Here is a 22545-nt window from a genome sequence, read left to right as displayed (position 1 = left end):
CCCGCCGCCCGGTAACGGATCTTGTAGAAGTGAGGACACTTCGACCACCGCGACCGCGGATGCCCACACTCCTTAAAAAACGAACCCATCCCACGCTTCAACACAACCGAAGGCATGACCTGCTGACCCCATACGCCCGATGCTGACAGTTTGCTGACCGCCAGAGCCTCAGATCGTTGCTGACCTGCGAATATGCGCAGAGGGCCAGCTATGTTCTGGAACTGGATCGGGCGGTCCCAGGAGGAGATCGAGCAGGCGCGCCAGGACTGGATGACAGGATCCCGCTTCGGCGAGGTGAAGGGGTACGACGGCGATCCGCTGCCCGCTCCGGAACTGCCGCCCCTGCGGTTGAAGCCGCGGGGGAGGGTGCGCTGACCTGCAGGAATGCCCGTGATATAGGCGGCCCTGTCGAGTGGCGCACGGCGGGGCCATGCCTCCTCCGGTCGACCGCTCGCCGGAGGGCGATCGACCGCGTTGCGGTCTGGGCCGGTGCGGATCCACCCGGGGGCTCCGTGATCGCTGAGGGCCCGGTCGGCGCCGGGACGGCGAAGAACTTGGTGTGCGGGGCCGACGGGACCGGGTAACGTCGTGGTCATGTTCTTCCAGACACAGATTTACGAGTGAGAGCGTGATGGGCCCCTGCTGATGTCCTTCGACGTCGCCGCGCCCGTCCCCCACCGATGAATCCGTAGATCACTTCACATCATTCCGGGAGAACCCGTGAGCAAGAACATCAACAACCCCGTGGGCATGGGCGGCGGCCAGCGCAAGAAGCTGTCCCGCGCCGAACGGCAGAACAACGGTCCGCACCGCAACCTCGACCGCCAGGGTGCCGCCGACCAGAAGGCGGAGCTGGTGCGCAAGATGCGCGAGAAGGCAGGCGCAGCCGAGGGCGCCGGGCAGACGGGCGACGACACCGCACAGAGCTGACGCATCGCCGCCGCAGGGCGGCACCGCACGGGGCAGGGCCCGGACCGCGACGCGTGGTCCGGGCCCTGCTGCCGTACCGGGGGGCCTGCTGTCGTAGCCGGTGCGGCCGGCCCCGCTCAGCTCTCGGCCTGTGAGGCGTCCTTTGAGCGAGTCGGCGGATGGCAGGGCACGCGCGATGTCAGTCGGTCATGCTGCCCATCTTCCAGACGGTCATGGACTTGACGACGCTGCCGTCGCCGAAGAGTCGCAGGCCGAGGGAGTCCTGTCGGAACGGGTAGGCGCGGGTGGTGATCGACTTGTGTGAGTTCGCGTATGCCTTGATCACCGAGCGGTCGACGAACACGCCCAGTGTCAGAGTGCCGTTCGAGAGTGCCAGCGGTCCTCCCTTCTGGACACCGAGGTTCGGCTCGGCGCTGGAGTTGTTCCCGGACCTCATGCGGTCCACTCCCAGCTGTCCGGCGGGCGCGTCGTAGAACAGGCGTGTTCGCTCCTCGTCACCCGGGCTGCGCAGCACGTCGAGACCGAAGGTGTCGGCGCTGCCGCGCTCGAGTGTCAGCTTGATGCGGAGCATGTCCCCCTTGACGTTCGTCAGGCGCTCGTTCGCGTCGGTGACGGTCGTCGGGGCGCTGATGTTCACGAGGGGTTCGCCGGCGTGGAGGCGTGAGACCTCCTCGACGGGGCTGAAGCCGAGGTCGCCGTCGGGCAGCATGGACAGTTCGATGGGGAGGCCGGCGTTGTGTGCCCATCCGGCGTCGTAGCGGGCGCGCTCGGTCCGCCGGTCCTGCGCGATGCTGAAGACCAGCGAGCGTCCCTTGTCGTCCACGGTTCCGCTGGGGGCCGTGAAGTGTTCGCCGTAGTCCATCAGCTTCGGTTCTGTGGTGTCGGGTGTCCAGCGGCGAGCCTGGGCGTCCCAGGTACCGACCCGGTAGTAGACGTACTTGGTGCTGTACTCGCCGGGGCCGGCGGGAAAGCGGGGTTGACGAGCAGGGCCCGGCGCTCGCGGCCCTGAGCGTCCTTGCCGATCGGCAGGAACGTGGGCAGCTCCCAGACCTGGCCGGTCTTGGGGTGGGCCGCCACCTCACCGACCATCAGCGGTCCGGAGTACGTCCAGTCGGTGAGGTTCTTGGAGGTGTAGAGGAGTGCGGTGCCTCCGACGTCCCTGCCCTCGCTGGTCTGGACGCCGGAGCCCATCAGCTGGAACCAGGTGTCGCCCTCCTTCCGGACGAACGGGTCGCGGAAGTCCCCGAAGCGGACCTTTCGTCCGGCGCCGACGTCGAGGTCGGCGGTCTGGCTGGTGACGAGGGTGGGGTGCATCTTCCACTCGACCAGGTCGGGATCGCTGGGGTCGACGGGGCGTGCGAGACCGGTCGCCTGGTTGGGGCGCTGCTTTGTTCGCATCTCCGACTGCTGGAACCGGCATCCCGGGTTTTAGCCGAGGACGCGGAAGTTGTACGTGGCTCCGTGGACCGGGTGCCGCTGAAGGCCACACGCCACCTTCGCAGTCGCATCACTGGGTGCTTTGCCCACCGTCGTGCTCAGCAGGGCGGGCGGCCCCGATGACGGCCATGGTCCGGACCCCCACGAAGCCCTTCGCTGCATCGCCCACGGAATTTCGAGGGCGGCGCGCAGGAGCGGATCGTGTGACCGACGAGGCGGCGCGAAGCGGGCGGCCGGCCCGCTTCGCACCGCTGCTCATGTGCCCGGTCATTGTGTCGGCACGGCTCGGCGTCCACGTTCCGGGCCGCTGTGGGGGCGTGGTCAGGCCGCAGTGATACGGGCGTTGACCCGCCGCATCCAGTCCCGGTCGGTGTGCCACATGGGGTGGTGCGGGGCCGCGTTGGAGGTCAGGACGACGCCCTGGAAGCCGGCCGCGAGGCAGCGGTCGACGACGAACTCCGCGATGTCCTTGCCGACGGCGTCCTCCTCGAAGCGCGTCAGCAGGGGGGTGTATCCGACGACGCCTTCTCCGAGGACGGCGGGGATGTCGCGGTGGCGGGCGAACTCGGCGACGGAGTCGACCCACTGGGCCAGCGTGTCGCGCATGGCCTGCCGGTGCGCCGGATAGTTCTCGTAGAGCCACAGGTCCCAGCGGTCGGGATCGACCCAGTCGTGGGCGTAGAACAGTTCGCGCGGGATGCCGGTGGCGGCCAGTCGCCAGGGCTCGTCGGGCTGGTAGTCGGCGAAGGCGGGTGCGTCGGGGCGCAGCATGGCGGCCAGTTCGGGGGTGGGCCAGCCGGCCGTCTCGGGTGCCGATTCGGTGCCGTGCCCGAGTCCGACCGCCTCGTACAGCGCGCCGAGGACGCCGTAGACGTAGAAGTGGAAGTGGGCGATCTGCGCCCCCTCCGGCAGGTCATCGATCTCGCTGGGCCAGGGCTCGCCCAGCGAGTAGGTGACGGGGATGCCGGGGTGCCGGGCCCGCAGCAGTTTCACGGCACGGTCGAGAGGGCCGCGCAGGTAGGCGTAGTGGGTAGCGCCGTCGCGCGGTACCAGGGAGCAGTTGTCGACCTCGTTGTGCACTTCGACGTAGGCGACCTGGTCGGCCAGTCCGCGCTCGGTGAGGAAGTCGAGGAGTCCGGCGAGCGCTTCGGCCACCGCCTCGGCACGGTCCGGGCCCGGGACCTCGGCGAGGGCGCGGTGCCAGGCGTCGGTGTCGGCGAAGCTGGGGGACTGCTGGTACTCCCAGGAGGACACGATCACCTTGCAGTCGTGGCGGGCGGCTGCCTCGAAGAGGTCGACGAGGCGTTGACGGCCGTCCAGGGGATAGCCGCCGCGCACGTCGTACCAGCGGGTGCGCTGTCCGAACTCCTTGCCCAGACCGCGGACCTGGATCGACTCCGGGTCGGGGACGCGTCCGGAGAACAGGAGGAAGGGCATGGCGCAGACGCGCACGGTGTTGAAGCCACGGTCCACCGCCTCGGCGAAGGCGCGGTCGAGGTCGGCGAACGGCTCACCGGGGCCTGCCTGCGTGTACCAGCTGAAGTCCCACAGGGTGATGGCGAGTCGGCCCGTGGGCTCGCTCGTGGTGGCTTGCTGCTGTGCGGTGGTCATGAGGTCACCCGTCGTTCGTGTGCGGTAGGACGCCGTCGGCGGCTCGACGGCACCACGCTAGCTCAATTCATTATTTATGAATAATACTTGACGAGGGTGACCCGGTTGTCCAGGCTGTGGGGCGGACGAATACGTACGTGCATCAAGGAGCCGCCCGTCATGACCGAATCCATCCACCCGTCCCGGCGCACAGTCGTCACGGCACTCGGCGCGGCCGCCGTCGTCGCCCTACCTGCCTGGCCGCAGACGGCGCAGGCGGCGGACGGCCCGGCCGCGGCCGGCGCGACCGGCCCGGTGCTCGACACCCACCCCGCCACGGAGCCCTCCGGCACCCATGTGCGTGACGTGGGTGGCACCAATGTCGTCTTCCAGTACGGCGCGGTGCTCCCCGCCTTCGACGGCTGGCGCACCCATGAACCCACCCGCGACTACCTGTCCCTGGACAAGCGGTGGCGGTTCCGCTTCGACCCCGACGACCAGGGGCTCGGCGAGGCCTGGCAGTCCCCGCACCACAGCGACCGGGACTGGGACCTCATCGACGTCCCCGCGGCCTGGGATCTGCTGAACACGCCCGGATTCGGTTCGGAGAGCACACCCTTCGGCAAGGGCACGGCGTTCTCCGACGGCTACGCCTGGTACCGCACCACCGTCGACGTGCCCGCGTCCTGGCGGGCCCGGCACGTGCGCATCGCCTTCCTCGCTGCCGGCTACAGCGCCGAGGTCTGGCTCGACGGCACCCACCTCGGCAAGCACGAAGGCGCCAACTCGCCCTTCGCGCTTCCGGCTACGGCGGCGCTCCGGCCCGGCACCCGCCAGACGATCGCCGTACGCGTCTTCCGCCGGGCGAGCTACACCGACTACACGGCCTCGACAGCGCAGCCCGTCACCGACGACCACGAACTGCCGTACAAGCCCGTCGACTACTGGCCCTACGCCGGTCTGACCCGGTCGGCCTGGATCGAGGCGGTGCCGCAGGTCACCATCGCCAAACTGCTCGTGGCCGCCGCGGACGGGCACCTCGAAGCACACGCGGTCGTCGAGAACCATGGCGCCACCGCCTTCCACGGCCGGCTCACCCTGGACCCCGGACGCGGAAGCGGCGGCCGGCCCACTGTGGTCACGGCCCGGATCGCAGCCCGGTCGGCGGGCGTCGTACGGGCCACCGTCCCCATACCCCGCGCGCCACGCTGGAGCCCGGACACACCGCACACGCTCACCGCCCGCGCCACCCTGACCGCCGGGAGATCCTCGGGCCCGCGGGTGGACACCCTGTCCACCCGGTACGGCGTGCGCGAACTGGCCGTCACCGACGCCCAGTTGCGGCTGAACGGCAAGCCGCTGTTCCTCAAGGGCCTCAACTGGCACGAGGAAACGGCCGCGCACGGCAGGGCGATGACCCCGGCCGAGCACGACCGGGAACTGGGCCACCTCACCAAACTCGGCGCCAACTTCATCCGCAACTGCGTCTACAACCGCCACCCGTACGTCTACGACTGGGCGGACGAGCACGGCGTGATGGTGATGGACGACATCGACACCATGTGGCTCAACACCGCCCAGGAGAAGCTCCAGACCGAGCGCTACGGCCTCGCCCGCGCCCTGGCCCTGACCATGGCGTGGAACCAGCACAACCATCCCTCGGTGATCCTCTGGGGGCTGCAGAACGAGTCGGAGATCGACGCGGCCGGTGCTCCCGTCTACCGGGCCTGGCTCGCCGACCTGAAGGCGGCCGTGAAGGCGGTCGACCTCACCGCCCGCCCGGTGACCTGGGCCTCCAACACCAGCAACGACCCCGCGTTCGACCTCGCCGACGTGATCGGCTTCAACGAGTACTTCGGCTACTTCTACGGCAAGGACGCCGATCTCGGACCCACGCTGGACGCGGTGCACGCGAAGTATCCCGACAAGCCCATCCTGATCACCGAGAACGGCACCTGGTCCATTGCCGGCACCCACGGCCCCAGCACCACGCAGGGCACGGAGGAATGGCAGGCGGCGAGTTTCACCGCGCACTGGGCGCAGGTGGCCGCGCGCAGCGAGTTCGTCGCCGGCTTCACCTACTGGGTCCTCAAGGACTACAAGCAGCGCGCCGGGTACAACCAGGCCTACAACGGCATTTCCGTCATGGGCCTGCTCACCTTCGCCGAGGAGCGGCCCAAGCTCGTCTACGACGCGTTCCGCAAGGCCGTGAATCCCAGGAGCAGGTGACCTGACGTGGTACGGCGGAAGGGGGAGGGACGGACCGTCCCTCCCCCTTCCGCGCGGGGTGCGGCCCGCAAAACCATCCGGTCCCGCGGGTCAGCCCTTTACGCTGCCCTCGGTCAGTCCGCTGCGCCAGAAGCGCTGCAGGACGACCATGGCGATCATCAGCGGCACGACGGAGACGAAGGCGCCTCCCACGGTCATCTGATAGAGCTGCGGTTGGCGGTCGGCGAACGACTGCCAGGACGTCAGACCGAGGGTGATGGGGTACAGCTTGGAGTCGGACAGCATGACCAGCGGCAGGAAGTAGTTGTTCCAGATGCCGACGAACTGGAAAAGGAAGATCGTCACCAGGGCGGGGGTCATGATGCGCAGCGCGACGACCGTGAAGATGCGGACCTCGCCCGCGCCGTCGATGCGGGCCGCTTCCAACAGCTCGTCCGGTATGGATGCCGCGGCGTAGATACGGCACAGGTACACGCCGAAGGGGCTGACGAAGCTCGGCAGCAGTACGGCCCAGTAGGTGTTGGCCAGGCCTGCCTTGCTGAACAGCAGGTACATGGGCAGCGCCAGCGCCGTGGCGGGGATCAGGACGCCACCCAGCACGATGTTGAAGATCGTGTCCCGGCCGGTGAAGGAGAACTTGGCCAGCGCGTAGCCGGACATCGCGGCCAGCAGCGTCGCCACAGCTGCGCCGACCCCCGCGTACAGCAGGCTGTTGGCGGCCCAGCGCAGGTAGATCGCGTGGTCGTAGGTGAACACCTGGTGCAGGTTGCTCAGCAACCGGGGATGGGAGAACCACAGTCCGAAGCTGCCGAACAGGTCGCCGGTGGACTTGGTGGACGCCACGACCAGCCAGTACACCGGGAGCAGGAAGTACCCGGCGGCTGCCACGAGCAGGCCGGTGACCAGGATGCGACTGCGCGCGGTGACCCCGGTGATGCCGCCGCGCGGCGTCGTGCCGTCGTCGGAGGCCGGCGCCTGCCCCCTCGGCGGGACCGTGCGGGCCGGTGTCTGGAGACTCACGCGTCCCCACCTCCCTTGTTGATCAGCCGCAGGAAACCGAAGGAGAGCACGAACGCGGCGAGCGCGAGCAGCACGGCCTCGGCAGCGGCGAGGTGGTAGTTGTCGTTGGTGAACGCCTCGTTGTAGGCGCTGAGGTTGGGCGTGTAGGCGCTGTCGATACTCGACGAGACCGGCTTGAGCACCAGAGGTTCCGCGAACAGTTGCAGCGTGCCGATGATGGTGAAGACCGTGGTGAGGATGAGCGCCGGGCGCAGCAGCGGCAGCTTGACGTGCAGGACCGTCATCCACGCACTGGCGCCGTCGATGCGGGCGGCCTCGTACAACTCCGCGGGGATGGTGCGCAACTGGGCGACGAGAACCAGGATGTTGTAGCCGGCGAACTCCCACGTGACGATGTTCGCGATGGACCACAGAACCGTGTTTCCGCCCAGCAGGTCCACCGACACCCCCAGGTGGCGCATGCCGTCCACGAGAGGGCTGACGCCCGGAACGTACAAGAAGCCCCACAGGATGGACGCGACGACCCCGGGAACGCCGTAGGGCAGGAAGAAGGCGGCGCGGAAGAACCGCACGCCTCTGGCCGAGGCGCTGTCCAGCAGCAGGGCGAGCCCGGCGGCCAACGCGACCATGACCGGCACCTGGACGGCCGCGAACAGCAGCACGCGGCCGATGCTGCGCACGAAGTTGTGATCGGACAACGCGTCGGAGTAGTTGCTCAGCGCTACGAAGACGGTACGGCTGCCGCCGAGCCCCAGCGGTCCGGTGTGCTCGACATCCATGACGCTCTGGTAGACGGCGTAGCCGATGGGCACGGCGAAGGTCAGCAGGAACAGCAGGAGGAAGGGTGCGACGAAGGCGACGGGCGCCAGATTTCTGCGGCGGCGGGACGCTCGGGTGCGCGTGGGCATCAGGGTGCTTTCTGGAGTCCGGAGGGGAGAGCGGCGGCGGCCGTGTCGCGCCCTCCGGAGGTGGTCACTGGCCGGTGGAAACCTTCAGGCCCTTCCTCTTCAGGTCCTCCACGGTCTGCTTCTGTGCCTGCTGGACCGCGGAGACGAACGTGCCCTTGCCCGCCACGGCGGCCTGGAAGCCGTCGTTGAGGTGCTGGTAGGTGGCGTCGATCGTCGGTATCCACTTCCACGAGGTGTCGATGTTCTTGTCCGCCTGCGCGAAGACCTCGTTGTACTTCTGGCCTCCGAAGAACGCCGACGGCTTGTCGAGCGAGGAGCCCTTGTACGCGTCGGCCCCCGCGGGCCAGCCGTATCCGCCCTGCAGCAGCAGATCGACGCTCGCGGGGTCGGTGTTCAGCCATTCGGCGAACTTCAGGGCCTCGGGGATGTGCTCGGCGCCCTTGAGGACGGCCGTCGAGGAGCCACCCCAGTTCGCGGAGGCGTTCGCGCCCTTCGTCCACTGCGGCATGGGCGCCACCGACCATTTGCCGGTGGTCTTGGGAGCGTTTCCGCTGATGATGGCGTCGCCCCACTGGGCACTGACCCACGAGGTGATGACACCGGTCTGCAGGTCCTTGTACCAGCCGTTGGCGAAGTCGGGCTCGGTCTTGATCAGTTTCTTGGTGCGCATCTCGTCCCAGAAGGCGGCGGCCTTGAGGGTCTGCGGGGAGTCGATGTTCACCGACCAGGTGTCGCCGTCGACGCCGAACCATTTGGCGCCGGCCTGCCATGCGAGTGCCGTGAACCAGGCGGAGTTCCCCGGCGGGAAGGTGCTGATGTAGGCCTTCGGGTCGGCGTCGCGGACCTTCTGCGCGGCCTGGGCGAACTCGTCCCAGGTGGTGGGCGGCTCGATGCCCCACTTCTTGAAGAGGTCGGAGCGGTAGAACAGGCCCATCGGACCGGACGCCTGAGGGATCGCGTAGACGGCCGAGCCGAAGACTCCCTGCTGCCACTGCCAGTCCACGAACTTCGACTTGTCCTTGTCCGCGCCGTACTCGGACAGGTTCACCAGGCCGTTCTCCAGCAGGAACGAGGGGATCTCCTGATACTCCACCTGCGCCAGATCGGGGGCGTTGCCGCTCTTGAGGGCGGCGCGCATCTTCGCGTAGCCGCCCGCGCTGCCCGCCGGGATCTTCTCCAGCTTGACGTGGATGTCCGGGTGGGTGGCGTTCCACTTGTCGACGGCCTTGTCGACACCGGGAACCCACGACCAGAAGCGCAGGTCGACCTTCTGGCCGGGCTTCGCGGGGGCCTGTGCCTTGTCCTGCGAACCGCTCGAACCCCCGCAGGCGGAGAGGAACAGGGAGGCGGCGGCAAGGGTCACGGCGAGGGCGCCCCGACTTCTGCGGCGGGGTGTGGTGCGGCTCATGGGAGGAGGTCCTTCCTGGCTTCGTACCGAAGCTGCTTGTGCGTGCCGGTCAGTCTCGGAGGGTCATCGCCACGCCGTCAAGATATATTCATAATTAATTGAAACAGCTATGGTGGGTGTCGTCAGCAGGGATCGGACGGGAGACGCACACGATGACGGAATGCCGCAGGATGACGGGGCGCGTGGCGGTGATCACCGGCGCCGCGCACGGGATAGGCGCGGCCACGGCTCACAGACTCGCGGCCGAAGGGGCGACGGTCGTGGTCACGGACGTGGACGACGCGGCAGGCAAGGCCGTCGCGGCGGACATCGCGGACAGCGGCGGACGCGCGGAGTACGTACGCTGCGACGTGACCTCGGCTGCCGACTGGGAGAACCTGGCCCGTCACGTCGACGAGCACCACGGTCGGCTGGACATGCTGCACAGCAACGCCTTCGCCCAGGTCAACAAGTCTGCGCACGAGTTGAGCGAGGCCGAGTGGGACTGTCAGATGGCCGTACTGCTCAAGCCGGCCTGGCGCGGGATGAAGACCTTCGCGGCCATGCTGCGCGAGGCGAAGGGCTCCGTCGTCCTGACCTCATCGGTGCACGCGGTCATCGGTCTGCCGGGCCATGCCGCCTACGCTGCCGCCAAGGGGGCGCTGTGCTCGCTGGGGCGGCAGTTGGCCGTCGAGTACGGTCCTGACATCCGGGTCAACACCGTGCTGCCCGGCCCCATCCTGACCGCCGCCTGGGACGGGATCCCGGAGCCCGATCGGGAGCGCAGTGTGGCGGCCACGGCGGCCAAGCGGTTCGGGCAGCCGGAGGAGGTGGCAGCCGCCGTCGCCTTCCTGGCATCGGCGGACGCCTCCTATGTGACCGGTGCGAGCCTCGTGGTCGATGGAGGATGGAGCGTCATGAAGGAGTCCTCGTGAGCGCCGCGCACCGTGCGGGGCGCCGACCGACAGGACCGATACGGAAACGGAGAACGTGGTGACCCATCCCGGTAGGGGGCTGCACGGCCAGGCAGTGGAGGAGCTGGGCCGGCGCATCATCCGCGGCGACTACCCCCCGGGCTCCGTCGTGGACCCGGTCAAGTTCGAGACCGAGCTGGGCGTCAGCAAGACCGTCGTGCGCGAGGCACTGCGCGTGCTGGCCGCCAAGGGTCTGCTGGAGTCGAAGCAGAAACGCGGGACGACCATCCGGCCCCGCGCCGACTGGAACCTGCTCGACAGCGACCTGCTGCGCTGGCAGGGCAGCAGCGCTCCCACCGACGGCTTCCTGGAGGACCTCGCCGAGGTCCGCGCGATCGTCGAACCCGCCGGAGCCCGGCTCGCCGCGGCCCGCCGCACCCCGTCCGACCTGGACGCCCTGCGGCAGGCGCTCGACGCGATGGCCGCGGCGGGGGCGGACGCGGAGGCGATGGTCGAGGCGGACCTGGCCTTCCACCGCGCCCTGCTGGACGCCGCCCACAACGAACTGCTCAGCCGCATGGAGGTCGTCATCGAGGCCGGCCTGCGCGTACGCGACCGGATCGTGCACGGCGCCCGGCACTTCTCCGACTCCATCCCCGTACACCAGGAACTGCTCGACGCGGTCGAGGCGGGCGACCCCCACGCGGCGGTGGCCGCCGTCGAATCCCTGCTCGCGCAGGCGTCCCACGACCTGGCCGCCGTACAGGCCCGGAAAGACGACGACGCCGCGACCGATCCGCTTCCCGAGGAAACTCCTTGAAGATAACCGGACTTGAGACCTTCCTGGTCGCTCCGCGCTGGCTGTTCCTGCGCATCGCCACCGACGAAGGCGTCACCGGCTGGGGCGAGCCCGTGATCGAGGGCCGCGCCGAGACCGTACGCGCCGCGGTCCATGAGCTGGCCGACTACCTCGTCGGCCGGGACCCGCTGCGCATCGAGGACCACTGGCAGGTGCTCACCAAGGGCGGCTTCTACCGCGGCGGCCCCATCCTCTCCAGCGCCGTCGCCGGCATCGACCAGGCCCTGTGGGACATCGCAGGAAAGACCTACGGCGTCCCGGTCCACCGCCTCCTCGGCGGCCCCGTGCGCGACCGCGTACGCATGTACGCCTGGATCGGCGGGGACCGCCCCAGCGAGGTCGCGGAGCTGGCCGAGGAACAGATGAAGGCCGGCTTCACCGCCGTGAAGATGAACGGCTCGGCCGAACTCGCCCCGATCGACACCCCGGCCCGCACAGCCGAGGTCGTCGCCCGCGTCGCCGCCGTCCGCGAGGTGCTGGGCGACGAGCGGGACATCGCCGTCGACTTCCACGGCCGGGCCTCCACCGCCATGTCCCGCCGCCTGCTACCCCAACTGGAGCCACTGCACCCGCTGTTCGTCGAGGAACCCGTCTCTCCGGAACACTCGGGCCAGCTGCGCAGCCTGGTGGAGTCCACGAGCATTCCCCTCGCCACCGGCGAACGCCTCTACTCCCGCTGGGACTTCCGCGAGGTGATGACCAGCGGCATCGCCGTCGCCCAGCCCGACCTGTCGCACGCCGGCGGCATCTCCGAGGTCCGCCGCATCGCCGCCATGGCCGAGACGTACGACGTCACCGTCGCCCCGCACTGCCCCCTGGGCCCGATCGCCCTGGCCGCAAGCCTCCAGATCGCCTTCTCCGTGCCGAACTTCCTCATCCAGGAACAGAGCATGGGCATCCACTACAACCAGCAGTGCGACCTGCTGGACTACGTGATGGACCCCGAACCCTTCCGCTTCCAGGACGGATACGCGGTCGCGAGCACCCGCCCCGGCCTCGGCGTCGACATCGACGAGAAGGCGGTACGCCGGGCCGCCGAGACCGGACACCGCTGGCGCAACCCCGTATGGCGGGGAGCGGACGGGGCGTTCACCGAGTGGTGAACACCGTCAGCCACGCAGTGGTGAGACCCGTCAAGCCCATGCAGCCCGACCCCAAGGAGAGCCCGCTCCCATGAACCTGGTGGAATCCCTCCGAGCCCATCGCCTGCTGGCGATCGTCCGGGGCAAGGACCCCGCCGCGGCCCTGCGCACCGTACGCACCCTCACCGAGGAGGGCATCGCGGCCATCGAGGTCTCCCTGACCACCGCCGACGCCCTGAGCGTCATCAGGCAGGCGCGCACCGAACTCGGCCCCGACGCCCTCCTCGGCGCCGGCACCGTGCGCTCGGCCGCGGACGCGGCCCGCGCCGTGGAGGCCGGCGCGTCGTACCTCGTCACCCCCGCACTGGTCGACGGGCTGGAGCCCTACGGCGTACCCATACTCATGGGTGCCCTGACACCGACCGAGATCGAAACCGCCCTCGCACGAGGTGCCGACGCGATCAAACTCTTCCCCGGCACGCTCGGCGGCCCCGGCTATCTGAAGGCACTGCGCGACCCCTTCCCCGAGGTGCCCTTCGTGCCCGTCGGCGGAGTGGACGCGCAGGCGGCCCGTGACTATGTGGACCGGGGTGCCCTCGCCGTCGGCGTCGGCTCACCCCTCGTCGGGGACGCGGCCGACGGCGGCGACCTCGAACAACTCCGTGCCCGCGCGGCCGAGTTCCGCAAGGTGGCCGCAGGGGAGACGTCGTGACGACAGCGGCTCCAACCGAGGTGGTGACCTTCGGCGAGACCATGGCGGCGCTCCGCGCCAACGGTGCACTGCGGCTCGGCGGCAGCCTCGGCCTGGCCGTCGCGGGCGCCGAGTCCAACGTCGCCATCGGCCTCGCCCGGCTGGGACACACGGTGCGCTGGGCCGGCCGCGTCGGCGCCGACGAACTGGGCGCGCTGGTCCTGCGCACCCTGCGTGCCGAGGGCGTCGACATCGACCACGCCGTCACCGACGACACCGGCCGCCCCACGGGACTGCTGCTCACCGAACCCCGCCTGGGCACGCTCACCCGCGTCAGCTACTACCGTGCCGGTTCCGCCGGTTCGGCCGTCTCCCCGGCCGACGTCCTGCCCGCCCTGACCCCGACACCCCGCATCCTGCACCTGACCGGTATCACTCCGGCGCTGAGCCCGTCGGCGGCCGAGGCCGTGCTGGCCGCCGCCACCACGGCACGCGACGCCGGGATCACCGTATGCCTCGACATCAACCACCGCTCCCGGCTGTGGACCGCCGACCGTGCCCGCACCGCGCTCCGGCCGCTGCTGGCCCACACCGACCTGCTCATCGCCTCCGAGGACGAGCTGCCGCTGGTGCTGGAGCGACCCGGCGCGGACGAAGCTGAGGCGGTGCGCAGCGTTCTGGCCGAAGGGGTCGGTGAGGTGGTCGTCAAACGGGGCGCGAGCGGTGCGACCGCCTTCACCGCGGACGGGGCGACCGACCGTGCGGCACGCCAGGTCGACGCCGTCGATCTGGTCGGCGCGGGCGACGCCTTCGTGGCCGGATACCTGTCCGGACTCCTCGACGGCGCGGACATCCCGGCCCGACTGCACCGAGCCGTCACCACCGCGGCCTTCGCCGTCGCCACCCGCGGCGACTGGGAGGGCCTTCCCACGCGGGACGAACTCGGCCTGTTCGACCAGCCCGACGGCACGACCATCCGCTGATCCAGGAGACGGAACATGACCTCAACGGCAGCGTCGGCGACGGTCGTCGTGGACGGAGCGTACGAACTCGCCGAGGGCGGCCGCTGGTTCGACGGCCGCTACGTGTACGTCGACATCCTCAGCGGTCGGCTCTTCGAACTGCGCGACGACCGCGACGACCGCGACGACGCCGGGCCGACCCAACTCGCCCGTCTGGACGTACCGTTGGGCGCCGTCGCGCCGGTGTCCGATCGGCCTGGCAGCTGGATCGCCGCCGCGGGCACCGGCATCGCGCTGCTCACCCCCGACGGCACCCTGGAATGGCTGGACCGCCCCGAGGACCGCACACCGGCCCCCAGCCGGATGAACGACGGCGTCGCCGACCCCGCAGGCCGCTTCTGGGCCGGCAGCATGGCCTACGACGGCACCCCCGGCGCGGGCTCCCTCTACCGCACGGACCTCGACGGCACGGTGGTCCGCGTCCTCGACGGCCTGACCATCGCCAACGGCCCGGCGTTCACCGCCGACGGCACGACCATGTACCTCGCCGACACGGCAGTCGGCACCGTTCTGCGCTGCCGGGTCGACCCCGTCTCGGGTGACCTCCTGGGCGGCCCGGAGATCTTCGTCCGCCTGCGGGACGACGAGGGCAGCCCCGACGGAATGACCGTCGACGCGGAGGGCTGTCTGTGGGTCGCGCTGTGGGGCGCCGGCGCGGTCCGCCGCTACCATCCGGACGGCCGTCTGTTGCATACCCTGACCGTCCCCGCCCCGCATCCCACGTCGGTGTGTCTGCCGCCCGACACCAACCGCCTCTTCGTCACCACCGCCCGGCACGGGGTGACCGACCCGACCGCGACCTCCGGCGCAGTGCTCGGCTTCCCGGTGACGATCGGGGGAACGGCGGCCTGCTCCTGGCAGGGACGGTTCTGATCCGCACATCGGCCCGAGGCTGCTTCCACAGAGCTGGGCGCCTGCGCCGGTACTGATAGGCCCGGCCTGTACGGGGCATCGATTTTTGGTCGTGGACCCCTCATCCGCGGCCCGGTTCACTGTGGCGAAAGCCGGCGCGGACCGATCGGGCTCGGCGCATCTCCTCGCCCACGTGGCCCGCAACGCCGACGCGCTGCTCAATCTGCTGAACTGGGCCCGCACGGGTGTCGAGACTCCCGTGTACGAGGGTCCCGACCAGCGTGTCCGGGAGATCGAAGAAGGGGCCCGTCGCACGGCCGGCGAACTGCGCGAGGATCTGTTCCGGGCCAACGCCCGGCTCGCCGGAGAACTCGCCGCACTGCCCGATGCATGCTGGGAGGCGACCGTCCGGACCGCAAGGGGACGCGAGGTGCCGGTCTGGGAGGTTCCCTGGATGCGGGTGCGCGAGGTGTGGGTCCACGCCGTCGACCTGGACACCGGCACGAGCTTCGACGCCGTCCCCCGCGAGGTGTGCGCGGCACTCTTGGACGATGTCGCAGCCGGCTTCCGGGCCCGCACGGACATCCCTCCTGTCGGGCTACGAGCCGAGGACGCTGGTCGTACCTGGCTCCTGGGCGTGCCCGGCGCAGCGAAGACACCCCTGGTGACCGGTGACCTCCCGAGCCTGACCGCCTACGCGACCGGGCGGCCCGTGCCAGGACCTCTCCACGCCACCGGCCGCGGATCCGTACCGAAACTGCCCGCGTGGCTGTGAAACCCGTAAGAGCGCGCCCGCCACTACGCCGACAGGACTGGATGACAGGGTCCCGCTTCGGCGAGGTGAAGGGGTACGACGGCGATTCCGCTGCCCGCTCCGGAACTGCCGCCCCTGCCGTTGAAGCGTGGGGGGGGAGAGTGCGCTGACCTGTAGGGATGCCTGAGCGAGGGCCGCGGGTCGTGGCTTTCACGTCCGGGACGGTCCGCCGAGATGGGGACACTGTGTGAGGCCGGGCGATACGCCGGAGCATCCCGCACCCACAGCAGACCCGCCGCACGAAGGTGTTCCGCGGTGCGAGATACTCTCCCGATGAGTTCACGCACTTCCCCGGTCAGCCGGCCGATCACGATACGGAGGGCAGTCGCGCGGGATACCAAACGGCTCACGCGGCTCGTGCGTGGCTCATCCGCCTACGAGGGTAAGTACGCGTCCGCGGTCGCGGGCTTCCGGGTCGGTGCTGATTACATCGAGGCCCACCGCGCCTTCGTGGCCGTCGGCGCCGAGGAGGACGGAGGCCGAATCCTCGGGTTTTACTCGCTGGTCCTCGCTCCACCGGAACTCGACCTGCTGTTCGTCGCCGACGACGTGCAAGGGCGGGGTATCGGACGGCTGCTCGTCGCACACATGCAGTCCGAGGCACGCACCGCCGGGATCGATCGTCTCAAGGTCGTGTCGCACGTACTCGCCGAGGACTTCTACCACCGTGTCGGTGCGGTGCGGACCGGGACCGCGCTCGCCAACCCGCCCGCCGTACCGTGGGACCGTCCCGAATTCGAGTTTCGCATTCCTCCGGAATGACGCGGTGCGCCGGTTGGGGGACCGGTGCCGCCTGCCATGGTGGGGGCCGGCATTCGGGAGCCGCCGGTCATCTCCTTGACGCGGGCCACCCCCCGTCCCCGGGTTCGCGCTGAACCCGGGGCGGTACGACGTGTGTTCAGGCGTAGGGGTCGAAGGGGATGCCGGACGGCTTGGAGTGGGCGAGGGCGTACTCGAAGTCGCCGTCGTCGATCTTGAGGGTGGCCGAGCCGAAGTCCGCGGAGATCAGCTTGTCGCGGTAGCCGGCGGGATAGCCGTTCCAGCCGACGAGCCGTGGGAAGAACCAGCCGCCCGTGGCGTTCTCCGGTGGCTCGTCGTTGCCGCTCGCGAACCGGAAGCAGTGCGTCGAGACGCCGTCCTTGTGGTAGACGATCTTCGGGTGGGTGCCGTCGAAACGCACCGCCGAGCGGGCGGCCACCTGGTAGCCGGAGTGCTGGGACACCGACACGTACTGGACCTGGTCGCCCTGGACCCACACCACGACGTGCTCCCAGTCGTGGGTGTGCCCGATGGCCGCCGGACCCAGCGTCGCCTGGTCCTTCTCGAAGTAGCCGGCGTACATCACGGCACACCAGCCGTTGTCGCACTTCGCCCGTGAGTAGGTGTTGGCGTTGGCGAGTTGGGCGTAGTCGTGGCAGTGGCCGTTGACGTCGCCCCCGAGTTTCAGCCCGGGGTTGATCGTGCCGTCGGCGCCGATCGCCGCGGTGGCGTAGCAGCCGTCGCGGTCGTAGTCGTAGGCGGGGGAGAAGGTCTGCTCCAGACCGTCGGCGTTCTGGGGGAGCGGGGTCAGGACGTTCGCGTGGGCGCTCGCGGGGATCGCCACGACGAGCGCCAGTGCGCCCAGAGCGGTGATCAGGGATCTCAACGTGCGCATTCCGTACCCCTGTTCAGCAGTAGAGATTGCCGCCGGGGCCGACCCCGAGGATCGACGTGAAGCGGTTGTAGGCGTCGACGCGGCTCTGCACCTGGGCCGGGTTGCGCCCGTCGCACTCCAGTGAGCCGTTGATGGAGCGGATGGTCTGGCCGAAGCCGGCCTGGTTGACCATGGCGTTGTGCGGGGTCATGGTGCCGGGGCCGGACTGGGTGTTCCAGTACCAGAGGCCGGTCTTCCAGGCCACGGCGGAGTCGTTCTGCACCAGCCAGGGGTTGTTGAGCAGATCGATCCCCAACGCGTCGCCCGCCGCCTTGTAGTTGAAGTTCCACGACAGCTGGATCGGGCCGCGACCGTAGTACGCCGCCTGACCGGCCGGACAGCCGTACGGCTGGTTCCAGTCGCAGTAGGTGGGGTAGTTGGCGGTGTTCTGCTCGACGATGTGGACGAGGCCGCCGGTCTCGTGGTTCACGTTGGCGAGGAAGGCCGCCGCCTCCTGCTTCTTCACCGTCTCGCTGCCCGTGGTGGCGAAGCCGGGGTAGGCGCTCAGCGCCGCGACCAGGCCGCTGTAGGTGTAGAAGGAGTTCCGGTTCGGGAACATCTGGTTGAACTGCGCCTCGGTGACCACGAATCCGGACGGAGTGCTCCCGCCTCCGCTCGCGGGCGCGTTCCACTTCTGGGTGGCCGTACCGGAGCAGGTCCAGATCTGCAGCCGGGTGCCGTTGGCGCTGTTGTTGTCCCGGACGTCCAGGCACTTGTTCGCGGCCGGGTTGACGATGTCGCGGGCGCCGGAGACCACCCACTGCTGGTTGGCGCCGCCCGAGCAGTTCCAGAGTTGTACGGCCGCTCCGTCGGCGGTGCCGCGGTCGGCGATGTCCAGACACTTGCCGAGCGCCCGCAGGGTTCCGTCACCGGAGTTGGACCAGATCTGGGCGCCGGTGCCGTTGCAGTCGTAGAGCTGAACGGCCGTGCCATTGGCGGTGGATGCGCCCGCCACGTCGACGCACTTGCCGGCGAGGCCGGTGATCGTGCCGGAGGCGGCGTGCGCGGGGGTCACCGTGAGCAACGCGGTGAGGATGGCGGCCAGGACGGCGAAGACCGCGAGGCGGCCTCTGTGCAGGGAGATGGGCATGGGTGAGTGCGCTCCTTGAGGGGGGTGGGGGAGGCCGCCCCCCCCGGCGAGGAGGGGCGGCCGAAGTGCGGAGCTCTACGGGTAACTGGTCAGATTCGCCACGTTGGTCGAGGAGTTGGACGGGCCGCCGGTGCCGTTGACGACGTGCCGGATGGTGCCGGTGCCGCCGAGGGAGACGGTCACCATGCTCTGGAAGCGCACTCCCGCGGTGTTCGGCGCCTCGATGGCCCGTTCCGCGGCCACGCTCGGGTTCACGTTGAAGTAGCAGTAGCTGCCGAGACCGTAGGCCTGGTGGCTGGTGACGGAGTCGGCGACCTTGTAGGCGGCGTAGCCCTGCGTCGAACCGTTCGTCCAGGCCGCCTGGTTGGGCGGGTCGTAGGGCATCTCGTTCTGGTAGAAGTACGTGCGGCCGCCGTTGCCGTTCCAGACGGTCTGGTACTTCTGGTAGTGCTCGACGAACAGCCCGTACGCGGTGACGTTGTCGCCGTTGACGATCAGCCCGGTGTCCGCGGTGTTGGTGGTCCAGCCGACGCCGTTGCCGTGGTCCGCGCGCCAGATCCACATGTGGTCGCCGATGACGTTGTCGCTGTTGATCACGAGGCTGGTGGTCGCCTTGCCGACGCCCGCGCCGCCGACGCGGAAGTACACGTCGTGCAGGGAGGTCGGGTTCGCGGTGTGGGAGGCGGAGGAGTTCGAGGGTCCGACCTCCATCAGGGTGGGCGAGTTGGTGGTGCCCGCGTCGAAGAGGACCCCCGCGACCTTCACGCCGTCGACGTCGGCCACCTTCATCGCGGTGACGCCGTTGTCCGGGACGAAGGTGGCGAGGCCCAGGCCGAGGACGACGGTGTCGGGACGGTTCACCTTGAGCGTCTGGTTGAGGTGGTACACACCCGGGGTGACCAGGAGGTTCTTGCCCGCCGCCAGCGCCGCGTCGATGTCCGCGGCACTCGCGCCCGGCTTCACGACGTAGAAGGTGTCCAGGGAGAGGGAGCTGCCCGAGGGGGAGCCGTTCGCCCAGCTGGTGCCCGTGGAGTTGGACCGCACCGACGGTACGAACACCTTGTAGGCGCCGTCGGCGTCGACGTACAGGAACGGCTTCTCCCGGCTGACCGGGGACTGCGCGACCGTGGTGTGGGGCGGGTTGGGGAAGGTGGTGCCGGGGACGCCCTGGCTGCCGACGAAGACCATGTTCCAGTTCGAGCCGGTCCAGCTGCCGAGCTGGGAGTTACGGGTCAGCCACTGTTGCTGGCTGCCGGAGTCGACCTGCCCGTCGACCTTCGTGTCGGCGAGCAGACCGCCGCTGGACCAGCCGTTGTCGTCCAGGGCGAGGTTGCCGCGCAGATGCATCCGGCGGTACGCCGCCGCCTGGGAGACCGCCCAACGGTCGTTGCCGCCAGTGGGGTTGACGGACAGGTTCTCGGCCCCGCGCCAGAAGTTCTGCGTCGCGTTGCCCTGGAACCAGTCGGCCTCCGCGTGCACCGCGCCGTTGATCGTGACGGCGTCCGGCGTCAGGCCCAGCCCTGCGACCTGGGTGTAGAAACCGACGTTGGCGTCCGCGGTGTAGGAGCCGGGCTTGAACAGGACGGCGTAGCGCTGGGAGCCGAACTGGTTGGTCTCCTGCTGCTGGAAGATCGAGTTCAGCCTCGACTGGATCGTCGAGGAGGACATCGACGGGTCGAAGACGACCACGTTGGGGCCGAGGTCGGGATTGCCGGCGGACTGGGTCACGGGGACCACCTGGAAACGCTGGGCGGCGCTGCCGTTGCAGGTGTACTGCGCGAACTGCACGCTGTCGGCGGTCGAGGCGCCCGGGTCGTCCAGGCACTTGCCGCTGTTGCGGTTGACGAAGTGGTAGGCGCCGCCGGCCTCGTGGACCGGCAGCCACTGCTGGTTGGCGCCGCCGCCGTAGGCCCAGAGATGGACGGGCGCGTTGTCGGCGGTGGAGACGTCGGCCACGTCGACGACCTGGTTGGTGTTGTTGCGGTTGTCGATCCGGACGTAGCCGTCGCTGGTGGCGGTGAAGCTCCACTGCTGGGCGGAGGTGCTGTTGCACGCGTACTGCTGGACGGCGGTGCCGTTGGCGGTGCCGGCCGCCCTGGCGTCCAGACACCGTCCGCTTGCCGCGTTCATGACAGTCGAGAAGCCGGCGGGAAGCGCGGTGGCGGCTTCGGCGGGGGTGGGCAGGGAGGTCAGGACTGATGCGGCGGCCACGGTGACGAGCGTGGCGGTACCGGATCTGCGGAGGCGCGTGAGGGTGTGCATGCGCAGAGCCCTTCATGGGGGGTGGGGGGTCGCGAGGTGTCTGGCTGACCCGTGAACCTAAAGGTATGGACCACTTACGTCAAGAGATGAAGTAAGGTTTGAGGGAAGCCGGTTGAGGTGAGAGGTGCGGGGAGTTCCCGGTTCGTATGGCTTGGGCGGCCGCTGAGGGGAAACCCGGTCGGCTGTTGCCGGCCGGGAGGGAACCTGTGCTGTGATCGCCGTCGCTGTGTCCTTGCTGCCCGCCTTGGGGGTGCTGCTGTATGCCATGGACCGCATCGAGGACCGGCTGTCGGCCAGGTCGTCGGCGCCCCGGCACGCCAGAGGCCGGCACCTGCGGCTGGTCCGCGGCGCTGCCTCGTCCCGTGGTGAGCGCGCCGCCCGCTCCGGTGTCGAGCGTCGTCCTGCCGAACGGTCCTCGCGCCGCCTCGATGCGGCGTGACCCTGCCGCGTGACGGTCGGGGATGAGAGGTCGGCCCGTCGACTTCCCCGGCCCCTCGCGGGACCTTCGGGATCTTCCGTCCGCCGGTGAGTCGCCAGGAGGGCGCGTGCCTGGCCGCCGACCGGGACGGGGTCGTCGGGCGGCTCCGGACGAAACCACCGGGGAGCTCGCACGACTCCCCATAGACGTCCTGATTGGGCGGGTGCCAGGGGGTACCCGACGGGCATGAAACTGCATCTTCCTGGACGAAAAGAACATCACGACAGCGACGAGGCGCCGGAGCGCGAGATCCCGCCGTCCGAGGAGGTGGGCCCCGGGCCCACCGTGGAGGAACGCGCGCCGGACACGCCGTCGCAACTGCCGAAGACGGCGTGGGGAGCGGTGCTGCGGGGCAGCATGCGGGAATTCAAGGACGACGAACTGACCGACCGGGCCGCGGCGCTGACCTACTACGGCCTGTTGTCGCTCTTCCCGGCCCTGCTGGTTTTGGTGTCGATGCTCGGCCTGACCGGCAAGTCCGCCACGGACACGGTGCTGAAGAATCTCAAGCAGTTCACTCCCGGTTCCGCCCGCGACATCATCACCGGGGCCGTCGAACAGTTGCAGAACAACGCCGGCGTCGGCTCGATCATGGCGATCGTGGGCATCGTCCTCGCGGTGTGGTCGGCGTCCGGTTACGTGGCCGCGTTCATCCGCTCGGCCAACCGGGTCTACGACATGCCGGAGGGCCGCCCGATCTGGAAGATCCTTCCGGTGCGGGTCGGCCTGACGGTCGTCCTGATGGTGCTCGCCGTCGTCAGTGCCCTGATCGTCGTCTTCACCGGCACGCTGGCCCGCAAGGCGGGTACGGCGCTCGGGATCGGTGACTCCGCCCTGACGGTGTGGTCGATCGCCAAGTGGCCCGTCCTGGTCGTCCTGGTCACGATCATGATCGCGCTCCTGTACTGGGCCACCCCGAACGCCCGGGTGAAGGGGTTCCGGTGGATCACGCCCGGCAGCTTCCTCGCGCTCGTCATCTGGCTGGTCGCGTCCGCCGGATTCGCGTTCTACGTCGCCAACTTCGCCTCGTACAACAAGACCTACGGCACCATGGCCGGCGTCATCGTCTTCCTGGTCTGGCTGTGGATCAGCAATCTGGCGATTCTCCTGGGCCTGGAGTTCGACGCCGAGACCGTCCGGCAGCGGGCGATCGCGGGAGGACTGCCGCCCGACAAGGAGCCCTACACGCAGCCGCGCGACACCAGGACGTGGGACGAGCGGGACCTCCGTCGGCTGGACGACTCAGGGCCGGCGCACAACGAGTGACGGACTGATCCGGATGCGGGC

The 22545-nt window shown here is 69.5% G+C and carries 21 protein-coding genes and 3 pseudogenes; 14 read left to right on the top strand and 10 right to left on the bottom strand.

The features are described from left to right. Positions 1-210: 210 nt before the first annotated feature. Positions 211-375, top strand: a pseudogene (locus tag ABZT02_RS20340) (pirin family protein); the annotation flags it as partial. Positions 376-720: 345 nt separating this feature from the next. After that, positions 721-930, top strand: a complete 210-nt coding sequence (locus tag ABZT02_RS20335; RefSeq protein ID WP_221174717.1) for a DUF6243 family protein — start codon at positions 721-723, stop codon at positions 928-930. Between the two features lie 178 nt (positions 931-1108). Here ABZT02_RS20335 and ABZT02_RS20330 read toward each other — a convergent pair whose 3' ends face one another. The 4 genes and pseudogenes from ABZT02_RS20330 to ABZT02_RS20315 all read right to left on the bottom strand — a co-directional run bounded on the left by ABZT02_RS20330 (position 1109) and on the right by ABZT02_RS20315 (position 3978). Beyond that, complete coding sequence (locus ABZT02_RS20330) at positions 1109-1639, bottom strand: GH32 C-terminal domain-containing protein (RefSeq protein WP_356019365.1); 531 nt, start codon at positions 1637-1639, stop codon at positions 1109-1111. 57 nt (positions 1640-1696) lie between these two features. Next, positions 1697-1816 (bottom strand): annotated as a pseudogene (locus ABZT02_RS20325) (hypothetical protein); the annotation flags it as partial. Continuing rightward, a complete protein-coding gene (locus ABZT02_RS20320; protein ID WP_356019364.1) occupies positions 1792-2244 on the bottom strand; it encodes a hypothetical protein in 453 nt (150 codons plus the stop codon). The pseudogene ABZT02_RS20325 and the gene ABZT02_RS20320, both read right to left, overlap by 25 nt. Before the next feature lie 444 nt (positions 2245-2688). Continuing rightward, positions 2689-3978, bottom strand: a complete 1290-nt coding sequence (locus tag ABZT02_RS20315; protein ID WP_356019341.1) for a cellulase-like family protein — start codon at positions 3976-3978, stop codon at positions 2689-2691. A 159-nt stretch (positions 3979-4137) separates the two neighbouring features. On the opposite strand from ABZT02_RS20315, the gene ABZT02_RS20310 reads away from it, so the two are divergent. Next, positions 4138-6186, top strand: coding sequence for a glycoside hydrolase family 2 TIM barrel-domain containing protein (locus tag ABZT02_RS20310; RefSeq protein WP_356019340.1), 2049 nt, complete (start codon positions 4138-4140; stop codon positions 6184-6186). Between the two features lie 90 nt (positions 6187-6276). On the opposite strand, the gene ABZT02_RS20305 is transcribed toward ABZT02_RS20310, so the two are convergent. The 3 genes from ABZT02_RS20305 to ABZT02_RS20295 form a co-directional block, all read right to left on the bottom strand. Continuing rightward, a complete protein-coding gene (locus ABZT02_RS20305) occupies positions 6277-7206 on the bottom strand; it encodes a carbohydrate ABC transporter permease (protein WP_356019339.1) in 930 nt (309 codons plus the stop codon). Continuing rightward, a complete protein-coding gene (locus tag ABZT02_RS20300) occupies positions 7203-8114 on the bottom strand; it encodes a sugar ABC transporter permease (RefSeq protein WP_356019338.1) in 912 nt (303 codons plus the stop codon). The genes ABZT02_RS20305 and ABZT02_RS20300 overlap by 4 nt, the downstream gene beginning before the upstream one ends. 64 nt (positions 8115-8178) lie before the next feature. After that, entirely contained in the window at positions 8179-9522 is a 1344-nt protein-coding gene (locus ABZT02_RS20295; RefSeq protein WP_356019337.1) for an extracellular solute-binding protein, read from the bottom strand. Between the two features lie 170 nt (positions 9523-9692). On the opposite strand from ABZT02_RS20295, the gene ABZT02_RS20290 reads away from it, so the two are divergent. From ABZT02_RS20290 to ABZT02_RS20250, 9 genes and pseudogenes are all read left to right on the top strand, one after another. Continuing rightward, the gene (locus ABZT02_RS20290) at positions 9693-10436 is read left to right on the top strand and encodes an SDR family oxidoreductase (protein ID WP_356019336.1); all 744 of its coding nucleotides are present in this window, start codon (positions 9693-9695) and stop codon (positions 10434-10436) included. 55 nt (positions 10437-10491) lie between these two features. Then, on the top strand, positions 10492-11235 hold the full coding sequence (locus ABZT02_RS20285) for a FadR/GntR family transcriptional regulator (protein ID WP_356019335.1): 744 nt from the start codon (positions 10492-10494) through the stop codon (positions 11233-11235). Then, complete coding sequence (gene dgoD / locus ABZT02_RS20280; protein WP_356019334.1) at positions 11232-12377, top strand: galactonate dehydratase; 1146 nt, start codon at positions 11232-11234, stop codon at positions 12375-12377. Before ABZT02_RS20285 ends, dgoD begins: the two co-directional genes overlap by 4 nt. A 70-nt stretch (positions 12378-12447) precedes the next feature. Continuing rightward, on the top strand, positions 12448-13068 hold the full coding sequence (locus tag ABZT02_RS20275; protein WP_356019333.1) for a bifunctional 4-hydroxy-2-oxoglutarate aldolase/2-dehydro-3-deoxy-phosphogluconate aldolase: 621 nt from the start codon (positions 12448-12450) through the stop codon (positions 13066-13068). Between the two features lie 41 nt (positions 13069-13109). Next, complete coding sequence (locus ABZT02_RS20270) at positions 13110-14030, top strand: sugar kinase (protein WP_356019363.1); 921 nt, start codon at positions 13110-13112, stop codon at positions 14028-14030. Positions 14031-14045: 15 nt separating this feature from the next. Beyond that, complete coding sequence (locus ABZT02_RS20265) at positions 14046-14942, top strand: SMP-30/gluconolactonase/LRE family protein (protein WP_356019332.1); 897 nt, start codon at positions 14046-14048, stop codon at positions 14940-14942. A gap of 91 nt (positions 14943-15033) precedes the next feature. Beyond that, complete coding sequence (locus ABZT02_RS20260) at positions 15034-15696, top strand: maleylpyruvate isomerase family mycothiol-dependent enzyme (RefSeq protein ID WP_356019331.1); 663 nt, start codon at positions 15034-15036, stop codon at positions 15694-15696. Positions 15697-15725: 29 nt separating this feature from the next. Beyond that, a pseudogene (locus ABZT02_RS20255) lies at positions 15726-15852 on the top strand (pirin family protein); the annotation flags it as partial. Positions 15853-16008: 156 nt separating this feature from the next. After that, the gene (locus ABZT02_RS20250; protein WP_356019330.1) at positions 16009-16497 is read left to right on the top strand and encodes a GNAT family N-acetyltransferase; all 489 of its coding nucleotides are present in this window, start codon (positions 16009-16011) and stop codon (positions 16495-16497) included. A 136-nt stretch (positions 16498-16633) separates the two neighbouring features. On the opposite strand, the gene ABZT02_RS20245 is transcribed toward ABZT02_RS20250, so the two are convergent. The 3 genes from ABZT02_RS20245 to ABZT02_RS20235 all read right to left on the bottom strand — a co-directional run bounded on the left by ABZT02_RS20245 (position 16634) and on the right by ABZT02_RS20235 (position 20780). Then, positions 16634-17389 (bottom strand): NPP1 family protein, encoded by a 756-nt coding sequence (locus ABZT02_RS20245; RefSeq protein WP_356019329.1) that lies wholly within the window; start codon positions 17387-17389, stop codon positions 16634-16636. Between the two features lie 13 nt (positions 17390-17402). Next, the gene (locus ABZT02_RS20240) at positions 17403-18518 is read right to left on the bottom strand and encodes a glycoside hydrolase family 19 protein (protein ID WP_356019328.1); all 1116 of its coding nucleotides are present in this window, start codon (positions 18516-18518) and stop codon (positions 17403-17405) included. A gap of 75 nt (positions 18519-18593) precedes the next feature. Further along, positions 18594-20780, bottom strand: coding sequence for an RICIN domain-containing protein (locus ABZT02_RS20235; protein ID WP_356019327.1), 2187 nt, complete (start codon positions 20778-20780; stop codon positions 18594-18596). A gap of 211 nt (positions 20781-20991) precedes the next feature. On the opposite strand from ABZT02_RS20235, the gene ABZT02_RS20230 reads away from it, so the two are divergent. Beyond that, positions 20992-21219, top strand: coding sequence for a hypothetical protein (locus tag ABZT02_RS20230; protein ID WP_356019326.1), 228 nt, complete (start codon positions 20992-20994; stop codon positions 21217-21219). Between the two features lie 225 nt (positions 21220-21444). After that, positions 21445-22524, top strand: coding sequence for a YihY/virulence factor BrkB family protein (locus ABZT02_RS20225; protein WP_356019325.1), 1080 nt, complete (start codon positions 21445-21447; stop codon positions 22522-22524). Positions 22525-22545: the final 21 nt, after the last annotated feature.

The sequence above is a fragment of the Streptomyces sp. NPDC005402 genome, from assembly GCF_040606575.1.
Lineage (GTDB): Bacteria > Actinomycetota > Actinomycetes > Streptomycetales > Streptomycetaceae > Streptomyces.
Note: the sequence above shows the minus strand (reverse complement) of the source record. Positions and strands in the feature narration are given on the sequence as shown.